The organism is Mucilaginibacter myungsuensis (genome assembly GCF_015222005.1).
Lineage (GTDB): Bacteria > Bacteroidota > Bacteroidia > Sphingobacteriales > Sphingobacteriaceae > Mucilaginibacter > Mucilaginibacter myungsuensis.
Window position 1 is genome coordinate 477,517 of record NZ_JADFFL010000001.1, and the last position, 15,229, is coordinate 492,745.

General features: G+C 45.9%; 6 protein-coding genes. All 6 read right to left on the reverse strand.

The window, feature by feature from the left end; all coding sequences use genetic code 11:
* Nucleotides 1-21 precede the first annotated feature (21 nt).
* Nucleotides 22-2,433, reverse strand: coding sequence for an ABC transporter permease (locus IRJ16_RS02030; RefSeq protein WP_194109844.1), 2,412 nt, complete (start codon nucleotides 2,431-2,433; stop codon nucleotides 22-24).
* An 88-nt stretch (nucleotides 2,434-2,521) separates the two neighbouring features.
* The gene (locus IRJ16_RS02035) at nucleotides 2,522-4,903 is read right to left on the reverse strand and encodes an ABC transporter permease (protein ID WP_194109845.1); all 2,382 of its coding nucleotides are present in this window, start codon (nucleotides 4,901-4,903) and stop codon (nucleotides 2,522-2,524) included.
* A gap of 98 nt (nucleotides 4,904-5,001) precedes the next feature.
* Nucleotides 5,002-7,410: an ABC transporter permease gene (locus IRJ16_RS02040; protein ID WP_194109846.1), complete on the reverse strand. Its 2,409-nt coding sequence runs from the start codon at nucleotides 7,408-7,410 to the stop codon at nucleotides 5,002-5,004.
* A 93-nt stretch (nucleotides 7,411-7,503) separates the two neighbouring features.
* The gene (locus tag IRJ16_RS02045; protein ID WP_194109847.1) at nucleotides 7,504-9,924 is read right to left on the reverse strand and encodes an ABC transporter permease; all 2,421 of its coding nucleotides are present in this window, start codon (nucleotides 9,922-9,924) and stop codon (nucleotides 7,504-7,506) included.
* Between the two features lie 121 nt (nucleotides 9,925-10,045).
* Nucleotides 10,046-12,433 (reverse strand): ABC transporter permease, encoded by a 2,388-nt coding sequence (locus tag IRJ16_RS02050; protein WP_194109848.1) that lies wholly within the window; start codon nucleotides 12,431-12,433, stop codon nucleotides 10,046-10,048.
* Between the two features lie 99 nt (nucleotides 12,434-12,532).
* Entirely contained in the window at nucleotides 12,533-14,902 is a 2,370-nt protein-coding gene (locus IRJ16_RS02055; RefSeq protein WP_194109849.1) for an ABC transporter permease, read from the reverse strand.
* Nucleotides 14,903-15,229 lie beyond the last annotated feature (327 nt).

The window sequence follows — 15,229 nt, forward strand, 5'->3', positions numbered from 1 at the left end:
CAAATTTTTTTTAAAATGGACTCATTCACTTCTCAAACTATCTACCGGGTTAGCCATAGCTGCCTTGATAGAGCGGAAACTTAAAGTTACAAATGCGATAAGAATAGTCACTGCACAAGCAACAGCAAATATCCACCACTCTATATTAATGCGATAGGCAAAATCCTGCAGCCACTTATCCATAAAATACCAGGCTATTGGCGATGATATAATAAACGACAACAACACCAGTTTAAGCAGGTCGGCAGAGATAAGGGCGGTAATACTTGCCACGCTGGCACCTAAAACTTTGCGGATACCGATTTCTTTTACACGGTTCTGCACGGTCAATGATATCAGACCGAACAATCCCAAACAAGCAATAACAATTGCCAATGACGAGAATATGGTGAACAGCGAACCTAGACGCACATCGGCAGTATAAAGTTCCTGCAATTTATCGTCGGCAAACTTAAGATCCAGTTTATAATCAGGATAAAACTTTTTCCATTGCGATCGGATGTAAGCTATAGTTTGATGCGTGTTTTTTGATGATATCTTTACAAATAGTGCCCCTTGAGCCAGATCCGGCCAGCTGTACAGAAAAACAGGCTCTATCTTATCGTGCATGGACATTCCGTTAAAATCATCGATCACACCAACAATGGTTCCCCTGTGCTTCGTGGTGATCACCTGTCCGATGACATCTCCTTTTAAACCCAGTAATTTTACCGCGGCTTGGTTCACAACCATAGGCATGCCGGAGCGATACAGGTCCTCTTCCTCATCGGGCATGTCTTTAGAAACGCGCCAGGCCGAATCGGGTGATATTTTATCAAGCCCGTAAGCGGGCGAGAAAAAGCGGCCGGCCACTAAGCGTATGTCTGTCGTTTTTAAAAAATCATACTCGACTTCGACGCTGCTGGTCCTGATCTGTTTAGTGGTATCAGACGGATCTTGCACCTTTTTATACCCCCCGTAGGTATGACCAATTACCCACGATGACACCGACGTGCTCAAAACATCCTTATTAAGTAACAATTGCTCTTTAAAAGCTTTCATTTTGGGCAACTGGTTGCCAACGCGTATCTCTAACAGGTTGTCCTTCTTAAATCCAAGATCGGCATTACGGATATAATTCAATTGCCGGGTAACCACTAATGTCCCGATGATGAGCACCCCTGATATTACGAACTGTACAACCACCAGACCCTTGCGTAAACTTATATTCAGCCCGAATTTGGCGATACCTTTTAAGACTTTAACAGGTTGTAACGACGACAGGAAAAATGCAGGATAGGCCCCGGCCACCAGTCCGCCAATAACCAATAGCACTAACAGCAAAATGATGCTCCCACTATCGAACAGCGGAATGGTAGTACTATACCCGGTAATACGTGCCGAGAAGGTGGGCCACAATGCATAAGCGATAACTACAGCAAGTAGCGTGCTGACCGCAAAGAACAAAAACGACTCGGTCAGGAACTGAGCGATCAGCTGCTTACGTAGTGCGCCCAATACTTTACGCAAGCCTATTTCGCGGGCACGGTGCATAGATCGGGCCGTGGTCAGGTTTACGTAATTGATACAGGCGATGCACAGGATCAGCAAAGCGATGGAAGAAAAGATATAGATATACTTAATATCGCTATTACCGGGCTGTTCGCCAAAGTAATGCGACCGCAAATGGATGTCGGTAACAGGCTGCAGGCGCACACCTGTGCCCGGCGGGAAGTTATATTTTTTGTAGACGGTGCTAAATTGAGCGTCGAGCTTTTTAGGATCGGCATTTTTGTTCAAAAGCACATATTGCACATTGGCCGAACCACCGTTAACATGGAACGCTTCGGTATCCTTCCAGTCCTGGCTAACCACAGCCTCGCCGCTGAGATGGGTATTGGCCGGTATATCTTTAATAACACCGGTAACGTGCCGTTTTTTCTTATCCTTATCAGTGATCACCTGCCCCATCGGGTCTTGCCCCGGGAAATATTTTGCGGCCAAGCTTTCGGTCAGCACAAGGCTACCAGGATCTTTTAGCGCCGATGCTGCATCGCCTTTCACAAACTCGTAATTAAACATCTTCAAGAGATCCGGGTCTCCGTCTATAGCGGTAAAACTTACAATATTACCCTTATACTTAAATTCGACCTCCGTTTTCCCTGAAGTAGAACAAGCCTCGATAGCCGGGAATTCTTTCTTCAATACTTCGGCCATGTGTACGCTAACGATGGGCGTAAGCTCATCAACAGACCCCGGCGGGTTTTCTTGCAACAAGCGATAAAGTCTGGTGTGATTACTATAAGACTTATCGTAAGACAACTCATACCGCACATACCCCAAGATCATAATCACACTGGCTAAACCTATGGCCAAGCCGAGGAGGTTAAGGATAGAAAACGACCTGTCACGCAACAGGTTTCGGAAAGCGATCTTTAAGTAATTCTTTAGCATAAGTGTTTGGGTTTGGTTAATATTTTGGTATCTCTATTCTCGAACTTTCCTTCTTTCGGTCCAGATAGTTATCGGGATCCGGACTTTTCTATTCGTTTCTCAAACTCTTCACCGGATCTGCCAATGCAGCCTTTACTGAATGATAACTGATAGCAACCAATGCCACTACAACAGCAACTAAACCAGCCGCAGCAAATACCCACCATTGTATAGTGATACGATACTGAAAGTTCTGCAGCCATTTATTCATAGCCCACCATGCTATTGGCGAGGCGATGACGATAGATAGCAGCACTAACTTTAAAAAATCGATAGAAAGCAATCCGTTGATCGATGCCAGCCCGGCACCTAAAACCTTGCGTATGCCTATCTCTTTGGTACGTTGTTCGATAGTGAATGCTGCCAACCCGAATAGACCTAAGGCTGCAAGAACGATCGTTACGACCATAAAATAGCTGAACAGATCGGACAGCCGCTCCTCGGCTTTGTACTGCTTATTATAAACATCATCCAAAAACTTGTAGTCGAACGGGCTCTCTTTATCGTATTGCTGGTAGACGTGTTTGATCTTGACCAGCATAGCCGACATATTTACATTTGGTTTCACTTTGATGTAGGCATAGCCTTCCGTATAGGCCATGTGCAAATTTTCGTCAGACATGACGATGATACACATCGGGCTGATGTCCCGAAGCAAATTCATGTTCAGGTCTTTGATCACACCCGCAATCTGGAACTTGCGGTTAGCATCCACTGTCTGCCCTATCGGGTTGCCCTTTATGTCGAGTTTGGCGGCGGCAGTTTCATTGATCACTATCCTATCCAGGGTGGAAATTGCATCCTGGTCGACTGGCGGTACTTTCCACTTGATGTTCAGTTGCGGGATGAATGCTTTATCGACCACCATAGAGAATAGTACAGTATTTCGGTTGTTATTTTTAGCGAATTGGATCCCGAACGAACTGTATAACGGGATACTGGCCGATGCCACACTACTCACACCTGCCAATGCCGACACCTCCTTTTTAAAACTTTGGTATTGAGGCGCCAAATTCTTTTTAACAGGTACTACTAACACATTTTCGCGATTAACTCCCGTATCCCTATTCTTAAAAAAGAAAAGCTGTCTATTAATAATGATCCCGCAAATGATCAAGCCGACCGAAGTAGCAAATTGTAATGTGGTGAACACCTTGCGTACCGTAATACCCTTGCTGCCTTGACCGCTGCCTTTTAAGGTGATAACGGGCTTAAATGATGATAGGACAATAGCGGGGTAGCTACCCGCTATCAATACCGTCAACGCTAAAAGAACGGCCATGATCAGGATGACCTTGGCGCTGTACAAGAATGATGTATCTATCTTAAGATCCAAAATGGCCATAAATTTATCCGCGACCAAATAGCAAAGCAGATAAGCCAACGCAAATGATATCAGGGCGTACAAAGCCGACTCGATATAGAACTGCAAAGCAATCGATGATCGCGCCGCGCCGTTAACCTTTCTTACCCCAACTTCTTTAGCCCTCACCGATGCGCGCGCCGTAGCCAAACTCATATAATTGACCAAGGCCAGCAACAGAACCAAAACCGCTACTAAAGGGAATATCTTTAAATATTTAATGTTAGCATGATCGCCGAATACCTCGTCCTGCACGTGTATGGCAGGTAGCTGCGTAAAGGTTATTTTATCATTTAACGAAGCCTGGTTTTGCTTAAGCACCGATGCCAGCGCATTCTTTACCGGAAGGGTATCGGTCGCCGCGTTCAATTGTAAATAGGTTTTAAAATCGCCGCTGCCCGGTAATACCTGCTTCAGTATATCCTTGGTCTGTACAATGTTTTTAAGCGCGGCGTTGGGAATAATTAAGCCGTAGTTAACGGTGGTGTTCGATGGCATGGTCTGCACCACGCCGGTCACCTCAAAGCGGTAGGTACTATCTAACCCAATGTTCAGCACCTTGCCGATCGGGTCGTCATCTCCAAAATACTTCCGGGCCATATCGGCCGATAGTACGATCCCGTTAGGTTTTGCCAGCACTTGCCGCGGGGCCCCGCTCAACAGTTTGAAATTAAAGAAGTCGAGAAAATTGTCATCGACCGATATCAGCCCTGCCTCGGCAAACTTATTCATTGGGTTTTGTGGTGTGGATATGATGGCCCCATCATCAAAATGATGGATCCGCATATACCCCTCTACCTTGGCACTGTTCTGCTTAGCCACTGGACCTGTACCAAAACTGGTATTGGCAAAGTTAACGTCGGCGCCGTTCCATGTACTACGGCCGGCTAACGCAAATATCCTATCACCCCCGTTATGGAAACTATCGTAACTATACTCGTGCGCTACGTAGAGCATCACCAGCATACAAACGCACAAGCCAACGGCCAGGCCGCCAATATTGATCAGGCTATAAAGCTTTTGTCTCAGTAGGCTTCGCCAGGCTATTTTAAGATAGTTTTTGAACATGGTAGTATTTTTAAGTCCGGAAGTCGGGAAGACCGAAAGTCCGAAAGATATAACTCATTTACTCCTACTTCCGGACTTTCCGTCTTCCGGACTTGTCACTATTCGTTCCTCAAATTCTTCACCGGATTTAACAGTGCCGCTTTGATGGATTGAATACCTACCGTTAAGAAGGCGATCAGTATCGCGGCAAAGCCAGCCACTACAAATACCCACCATTGGACGTTGATACGATAAGCAAAATTCTGCAACCAATTATCCATCACTATCCAAGCCAGCGGCGATGCGATCAGGACAGCGAAGAACACCAGTTTTAAAAAGTCGGACGATATCAGCTGAACGATGCTTACCACGCTCGCGCCCATCACTTTGCGGATGCTCACTTCTTTAAAACGTTGCTTAGTGGTAAATACCGCCAAACCGAACAGACCCAGGCAAGATATAAAAATGGTGACACCGGTAAACATGTTCAGGATACTTGCGGTACGGCTTTCAGCTTTGTACATGGCATCGAATTCGGCGTCAAGGAAATGATAGTCAAACGGCTTTCCGGGATAGAACTTTTTCCATTCGGTCTGTATTTCGGCAAGGGTATTGGCCGTGTTACCTGCGGATGTCTTGATCAGTATTTTGCCAAACCAGCTGTAGTCTGTAAAAACCACTATCGGACCGATCTGCTCGTGCAAGGAAACGAAGTTAAAATCCTTAGCTACGCCGGCAATGTTACCGACCCTTCCGTTCAGCGATATGCGTTTGCCTACAGCTATATCGGGTTTCCAGCCTAAGGCTTTGGCAGCGGTTTCGTTAATGATAAAGCCATGCGTTTTTTGTTTTTCATCCGCCACGGTCACCAGCTTCTCATCGGTAAGATTAAAACCACGGCCCTGAATGATCTTAATACCTACCGTTCTTGCAAAATCTTTTTCGACCGGGATAGCGGTGACCGACAGGTTAAAATTACCCGTTTTACCTTCAGCCTCGTTAATGCTGTATCCGCCGCTTACATTCACCGGAGAATCATACGATGCTGAAACACTCGCCACGCCCGATTGACCGGTTAAGGCTGCTTTAAACGGTTCGATCCGCGTGTACGGCATGCCGCCAATATCCAACACCAATACTTGCGAACGGTTAATACCCGTATCCATACTTTGGATATGATGCAACTGGCTGCCAACAACGATGGTACAGATCACAAAGAACACCGATACCGTGAATTGGAACACAACCAAACCTTTACGCAAACCACTCCCCTGCTTGTTGTTGCCTTTCCCTTTTAACGTTGACACCGGGTTAAAGGCGGATAAATACAGAGCCGGATAAGTGCCTGCTGTGAAAGTGACCACCACAAAAAGGACGGCAATAAAGCCTACCAACCACGAAGCATGCCAGGTCTCAAAACCCATTTTTTGCGCCGTGAATGTGCTGAAACTGCCAAAGCTTGCCCCCACTAATAACAAGCCAATAGCAAGCGAGAAAAAGGTGATCAGCCCAGCCTCGGTGATAAATTGAATGAACAACTGCTTACGCACCGCGCCCATCACTTTACGTACACCTATCTCGTGCGCGCGCTCAGCAGCTTTTGCGGTCACTAGGTTAAGGAAATTGATACAGGCCAAAACCAATAAAATAACCGCTACAGCACCAAGGATGTAAACATAATTGATATTGCCGGCCGCCTCCAACCCATCGCTTAATTTGGAATATAGGTGAACTGAAGTTAATCCCTCTAAAGTGAACCAAACTTTATCGTCCGATTTTGGGTCGATCTTAAGCAGGTTACTTAAATAAATGGACATTTTCTTCCCAAGCGCATCAGCATTGGCACCCGGTTTTAACAAGAAGTACGAAAAGTCGTTAGCCGAGTCCCAACGCAAATTCTTCGACCGTTCGGCAATTTGATAGTTACCCATCATATCGAACTTGATCTGCGAATAAGCCGGCACATCTTCTATTACACCGCCCACAACCATATTGATCTTGTTTACGATCAATACCTTACCCATCGGCTCATCATTGCCAAAATACTTTTTAGCGGCACTCGCGGTCAGTACAACCGAATTTGGTTCAGCCAGGGCTGTTTGCGCACGGCCTGCAATAAAATTGAAGGTGAATATCTTAAAGAAGCTATCATCTGCTAGCAGAATATTACGTTCGGACAGCACGTTCTCGCCGTATTTGATGGTCGCCGGGCTACCGCCTGAATAGTCGTAAACTCGCACACCGTCCTCAACTTCTGTAAATTCCTTTTTAAACACCGGAACTACAGCAGTAGGTGTGATGGCCATATCGTTAGATGCCGCGTCGTTAGCGTTCTGATAATGATAACCCACACGCACAATGCGATCCGCGTTAGCGTGGAACCTGTCGTATCGTAACTCGTTCAGCAAATAAGTAGCCAGTAATAAAAAGCAGCAAATGCCCACCGCTAATCCCGATACACTGATCAATGTAGTGACCTTGTTATTCAGCAAATAACGCCAGGCCGTTTTAAAGTATGTTTTGAACATGAACCCTCCTAAACTCCCCAAAGGGAGGAATTTAAATAATATTTATTTACGGTAACCTTATCGCTCCTCCCCTTCAGGGGAGGTTGGGGGGCTTTATTCCGATTTCAAACTTTTCACCGGATTGATCAACGCCGCCCTGATGGATTGGAAACTGATCGTAATGAATGCTATCGCAACGGCCATAACACCGGCGATCAGGAATACCCACCATTGGATATCGATACGATAGGCGTAACTCTCTAACCATTTATGCATCAGCCACCAGCCGATAGGGAATGATATTAAAGCCGCTAAACCTACCAGCTTCACAAAATCGGCCGATAGCAACAGCACAATATTCGTTACGCTTGATCCTAATACCTTGCGGATACCGATCTCTTTTGTGCGCTGCACCATGATCATAACGGATATGGCTACCAAGCCGATGCACGATATCAATATGGCGATTATCGCACTGGTGATAAAGATGGTCGCCAGGCGTTTTTCTTTACGGTATTGTTTCTCGGTGTTCTCGCTTAACCAACTACCCTTAAAATCGACTGTAGGGAAAGTAGCTTTCCATTTTTGGGTGATGTCATCCATTGACTGGATCAAACTGCCGGGTTTCACTTTGATCAGGATATAATTGATAGGATAGTTCTTGTCCAACACTAAAGTCAACGGTTCTATCTGCGTGCGTAACGATCGGAAGTTATAACTTTTAAACACCCCAATAACGCGGGAATGGATCTCATTCATGGGCAGCGATAGGTCAACCGCCTTTCCTGACGCGTTGATCTGACGGGCCATCTGCTCATTTATCACAACAGCATTGCTGTCGGTGGCAAATTCCCGCGAAAAGTCACGACCGTCGGTCAATTTAATATCCAGTGTTTTCAGGTAATCAAAATCAACCTTCTGTATGGTCGTGCGTACTTCGTGGCCCTTGTAAGTAAAACCCGTTACCGATGTACGCATAGAGCCATCGTTACCCATTCCAAGGTTATCGTAACAACCACTTAAGGCAATTACGTTAGGATCACCATTCAGCTGATGCCTAAACAATTGCAAAGCCTGGTTACCGTCTTGACCGCGAGCGATAGGTATACTCATCACCTCGGTCTTATTATAACCCAAAGGTTGCTTTTGCATGTAGTCGGTCTGTTGCCAGGTGATCAGTGTACAAACTATCAGCAGGGTAGATATCGAGAATTGCACTACCAGCAAAATATTCCGCACTTTGCCCGGCTTCACACTGTTCACTGTTCCTTTTAATACCTGCACCGTTTTAAACCTTTGCATCAGTAAGGCGGGGTAAAAACCTGCCACCAATGTGATCAGGATAAAGATGCCCAACATACCCGCCAACGGGCCGGGTTGCAACAGCATGCTTAGCGTAATGTTGGTTTTTAAACTGGCTTTAAAGCTTTCCAGCGTAAGTGTAGCTAAAACCAACCCCAATACCAGCGCAGCAAAACAAACCAATACGGTCTCTACCCAAAATTGGCTTACTAACTGCCATTTGCTTGCACCAAGCGTTTTGCGTACCCCTACTTCGCGGGCGCGGGTGAACGAACGGGCAACCGATAAATTAATAAAGTTGATACATGCGATCAGCAGGATAAATATACCTATCACCATCAGCGATATCACCGCCGACTTACTGGTCGATTGGCCTTCCAATCCGCCTAACTCGGTATTAAAATGCGTATCGCCAAACGGCAACAGATTCAGGCTCATGATATTGCCATCGACATCAGGGCGGGCGCCATCGCGTTTAACTTCTTTTATCTGCTCGGCGTAGTGTTTCTTTACAAATGCTTGCAAGCGTTTTTCAAAGTTGGCCCTGTCAACATTCGGGTTCAGTTTCATGTAAACCAAGTGGTTCTGGTTATTCCATTGGCTTAGCATGCCTTGGTAACCCGGCATGTTCTCCATGCGCAGCAACATATCAAATTGGATACTTGAATTTTGCGGAAAGTCTTTGGTCACGCCGGTAACCACAAATGTTTGCGGGGTGCCGGTCAGGTTCAATTCGATGGTCTTGCCAACAACATCTATCGAATTGAATATCGCCTTGGCCGAATACTCAGTGATCACCACATCGTTTAGGTTCTTTAACGGCGAAGCCTCATTGCCTTTGATGATCTGAAATGTAAATATTTTCAGGAAGTCGGGATCCACAAAATGGATACTCTGACCGATTTGCTTATCACCTACCCTCACTACCGAACCACCGTTACCCATACGGCTGATGTACTGGATGTCCTGATAGTCGGTCTTTAGTGCCGGACCAAGCGGCACAGGCATAGCGGTCCCTTTTTCGGCTTTCTCAGCACGGTTGACCGTGAAATATGTTTGATAAATGTCCGGCAAGTTCTTATGGAACCCGTCGAAAGAGAATTCAAAATAGATAGTCAAAAACAACAGCGTGCAGCAAGCAATGGCTACCGACAGGCCCACCAAATTCATCCCGTTAAATACGCGTCCTTTCCATAGGTTACGCATAGCTGTTTTTATGTAGTTCTTTATCATTTTGTAGTTTTTAGTCCGGAAGTCGGAAAGACCGAAAGTCCGGAAGCTGTTGTCTTATCTGTTTTACTTCCGGACTTTCCGTCCTGATAGCTATCGGGATGTCGGATTTCCGAACTTCTTTTTATTCACTCCTCAAACTCTTCACCGGGTTCACCACCGCCGAACGCACTGCCTCAATGCCAACGGTGATCAGCGCAATAATTAACGCTGCCGATGCTCCTACCGCGAATACCCACCAGGTGATATCGATGCGATAAGCAAAATCCTGCAACCATTTATCCATGGCCCACCAAGCTACCGGGAATGCCAGCACACTGGCAATGACCACCATCTTTACAAAATCGGTTGATAGTAAGGTGACGATATTGCTTACGCTTGCGCCCAATACTTTACGGATGCCGATCTCTTTTATCCTTTGTTGTGCCGCGAATGCCGCTAAGCCTAACAAGCCTAATGATGAAACCAAAATGGCGATGCCCGCAAACAGGGTGATCAGGGTAGATATCCGCTGGTCATCGCGATACAGGGCGTTATATTTATCATCGGTAAAACTGAAAACGAACGGTTCGTCACGCACATATTTCTCCCAAACAAGTTTTGCGGCTTCGAGCGCTTGCGGCGTGTTGCCGGCCCGGGTTTGGATGTAGAAGCTACCCTGGTTGCCTTTGTGACTGTCGATCATTACAGGTCCGATCTTATCGTGCAGGCTCAGGTAGTGAAAATCTTTTACCACACCTACCACTGTTCCGGTATCATCGCGGTTAACAAAACGCTGACCGATATATGGTTTGCGCAAGCCGAAGACCTGCGCGGCTGTTTCGTTAAGGATCACATTGTGTTGATCTGACTTGTTGAACCAACGGCCCTCTTTCATTTTCAACTTCATCATCGCGCTGAAATTCTCGTCGGCAGATAGTACTACCATCGGCGGCTCAAATTTAGGATCGCGGCCATCCCAGTCAAAACCTCCCGAGTTACCGCCGCGCATTTCTACAATGTTCTGGCTGGCTTGGGTCACATTAGCAATGCTGCTTTGCTGGTTCAACTCGTTACGCATGGCCGATAGCATGGTGGCGGTCTTTGCCCTATCAAAACCCATCACCTTCCAGGGCAGGGTAAATACAAATATGTGCGACTTGGTATATCCCAGATCGGTATTACTTAAAAAACGCATTTGCATGTAGATGACCAATGTAGATATGATGAGCACTACCGAAATAGAGAACTGGATAACCACCAAAGTTTTGCGGATACCCGCATCTTTGATATTCAGCAAACTCTTACCTCTGAACACATTCATCGGTTTGAACGACGACAGCATGAACGCCGGATACAGCCCGTTCAACGCCGTACATAAAAACAGTGCCGATGCCAAAATTATCCAAGCTATAGCACCCGCCAGCGGTTGGGTAAAATGCTTATCGGTGATCGAGTTGAAGGCAGGCATACTTAATTCTATCACAGCTACAGCGGCCACCAGGGCCAACGCCGTAACAATGAACGACTCGGCCATGAACTGGCCAAACAAATGTCCCTTACCCGCACCTACGATCTTGCGTACGCTTACTTCTTTAGATCGGATGCTTGCCCTCGCCGTGGTCAGGTTCACATAATTGATACAGGCGGTGACCATTAATAAAATGGCGAGGATAGCGAACACCTTCACCATCTTAGCGTTACCATGTTGCAACGATGAATTCTGTTGATCGCTCTCGAAATGGATATCCTTTAACCCTATCAAACTGTAGTTAGTACCAGTCGACTCTTGATTAGCTTTTTGAATACCGGTCAATTGCTTGCCCAGCTTTTTAAGATCGGTGCCCGGTTTCAGCTTCAGATAAGTTTGATAGGTATAGTTACCCCAGGACAGGTCGTTCTTTTTTTGCTTGGGGTCGGCTAACCTGGCCGCATTGGTCACCAGGATATTGAACTGGAAACTGGAGTTTGCGGGGTTATCTTTGATGATAGCTTCAACTTTGTAATTATTGCTATCTACCTTGAGTGTTTTTCCAAGCGCGTCTGCCTTACCGAAATACTTTTTGGCTGTCGATTCGGTCAAGATCATGCCGTAAGTATTCTTATTGAACGACGCAACGCTACCTTCTACAACATCATAGCTGAACATCTTGAACCACTGCTCATCCACATAAGCGCAATTCTCCTGCTTCAGTTTCTTACCGTCCATATCTATCAGCAAACCATCATAAGCGGTAGTCACCCGGGTTACCTGCTCTATCTCCGGGATCTGCTTTTTGGCAGTCTCTGACAAATTGAACGGCGAGGTTTCCCAAACCCAAGTCTCTTGCGGCGATAGTTTAAGCACGGCAGTAATACGGTGTATCCTGTCTGCATCCTTGTGGTAGCGGTCAAAACTATATTCGTTCTGCACCCACATGGCGATCAGTACCGATGCAGCAATACCAATGGTCAATCCCAGCAAATTAATGATGGTGGTCTTTGGATGTTTCCACAAACTCCGCCACGCGGTTTTAAAGTAGTTCTTTAACATCAATTTTTAATTTTAGTCCGGAAGTCGGAAAAACCGTACGTCCGGAAGATTTGTGCCATTTATTTTATACTTCCGGACTTTCCGACTTCCGGACTGTTCTTACTCACTCCTCAAACTCTTCACCGGGTTAGCCAATGCCGCCCTGATGGCCTGGAAGCTTACTGTGATCAGGGCGATCAAAGCCGTGATCGCTCCCGCTAAGGCAAGTATCCACCAGCTTAGGCTGATCCTATATTCGTATCCGTCCAGCCATTTTCCTAAAACGTAGATGGCCAACGGAACGGCCAGCACAATGGCTATTGCTACCAGTTTGATAAAATCTTTAGATAACAATGTCACTACATTGCCCACGCTGGCTCCCAACACTTTACGCACGCCTATCTCTTTAGTGCGTTGCTCGGCAGCGTAAGCCGCCAAGCCGAACAAGCCCAGGCAGGATATCACGATCGCCAGCCCACCGAAAAGGTTAGCTAAAGTCCCTAACAGTTGTTCAGCCTGGAATTTTTTGTCGAAATCGGCATCCACAAATTGTATTACCGGCGGATATGATGGGTTGATGGCTTTAAGTTCTTTCTCTATTGCCTCAAAATTTTGCTGTATGCTATTTTGGTTGTTCAACCTCAAGACTATCTCGCTGGCGGTGTACCCACTGCATGATGTGTACATTGGCCGAATTTTATCATATGGTGATCCCCAAACAAAATCCTTGTAAACACCAATGATAGTAGCATCGGCACCGCCCATCTTTATGACGGCACCTACCGGATCTTTCAGGTTCATCACTTTCACCGCAGCTTCATTTACCATCAGGTTAAAACCAGCGGTATCGGCAGGATAAGACTTAGAGAACTCGCGGCCTGCGATCAGCTTCATACCTGTAGTTTTGGTAAGGTCGAAACCACCATGAAATACGTCGAACAATATGCGCTCGTCCTCGCGTTTGCCCGGCCAGCTGATATTCCAGGTGTTGTTACCGCTGCTGGTCATGCTTTGTAATAGCGTGGTACCATGGGTGATAGCGCCTTTTGCTTTTAATTGCGCAAACAGTAACTCGGCTTTGTCTTTTAGTACACCTTCAGCCCTGATCTGTACAAGGTCTGCTTTATCATAGCCGATACTTTTATTTTGCACATACTTGATCTGACGATAGATGCAGATGGTAGCAGTTATCAAAAAAACCGCAGATACAAACTGCATCACTACCAACACCTTACGTACCGGCAAACCACTATTACCTGCTTTAAAGGTGCCTTTCAACACTTTTATCGGGTTGAATGATGACAGGTAGAATGCCGGGTAACTGCCCGCTGCCAAACCGGTCACAAGTGCTAACGTGATCAGCCCTATCCAAAACAGCGGGTCGGCATACGGAAATGATAACTTGATATTTAACAAGTTATTGAACCATGGAATGGTAGCCGATAGCAGGAACAAAGCAATGACCATAGAAAAGAGGCATAACATCACCGATTCTACTACAAATTGCCAGATAAGCATTTGCCTGCCCGAGCCGATGGCTTTACGGATGCCTACCTCTTTGGCGCGTTCCTCTGAACGGGCGGTAGATAAGTTCATAAAGTTAAAGCAGGCAATAAGCAGGATGACTAACGCCAACACCGCAAACATTTTCACCTGGTCTATCAATCCGCCAACGACTTTGCCATTTTTAAAATCGGAGTATAAGTGCAGTTTACCGTAGGGATAAAGCATGGCTACTGCTTTGTCGCCTTCATTGTTCTGAGCGATAAGTTTACGAACGACACCATCTGCCTGAGCGAAACCGGCTGCATCTTTTAATTTCACAAAAGTGCGGGCAAAATTACTGCCCCAACCCGAATTTTTTACCCAATCCTGCTCATTCTCAAATACTGCCCAAGGCAACAGATAATCGAACTTGTATGATGTATTGGGTTTTAAATTTTCGATAATGCCGGTAACGATCAGCTCGGTCTTGTCATTACGTTTGATGACTTTGGCTATCGGGTCGGCGTCACCAAAAAGTATCTTGGCCATGTCCTCCGTCAACACGATAGAATTGGGTTGGATCAGCGCTTTGCCGGCATCGCCTTTAACAAATCTGTAGTTAAAAATTTCAAAATAACTATTGTCTACAAAAGCACCATTCTTTTTAAACGCTTTGTCGTTATAAGTTATAAGCCCTTCGGCCGTGTAGCTACAAAAGCGCGCTACCGCCTCTACCCCCGGGGCCTGTGTTTTGATCGCCTGGGCCATAGGCCGAGGTGTGGAAGTAAAGGTATGTATCACGCCATCGCCGGGTTGATTATTCTGGATGATGTATATCCTGTCCAGATCGGCAAATTGCTTATCGTAATTGAGATGATAGCCGATATAAAGCAACAGCAGTAGGCAACTTGCCATCCCAAGCGACAATCCACCCGCGTTAAGCAGCGAAAACCCTTTGTGGCGTTTGATGTTCCTCCAGGCTATTTTAAAGTAGTTTTTGATCATATGTGATATGTTATTCCCGGACAGTGTCCGCTCGTTAGACTTAAGATGTACACGCGCATACTGAAAAACGTGTACCAAGTAATTATATAATTGATTTACAGATAGTTAAACAAAGTACTAATCCATTAGGATGTACGCATCTGTTACAGTAATTGTTCGGTTATGATACAGTTTGTTTTACCGAGGTTAGCTATCCATAATACGTGGAGAACGGAACGCTAAGCATTTTCCGGCGAGCTCTTTGTGACCTCTGAGGAAAATTATGTACTCCGTGGTTAAATGATCAGCTCCGCCACCAATGCTATTGCATTTAACCAACTCAACCAC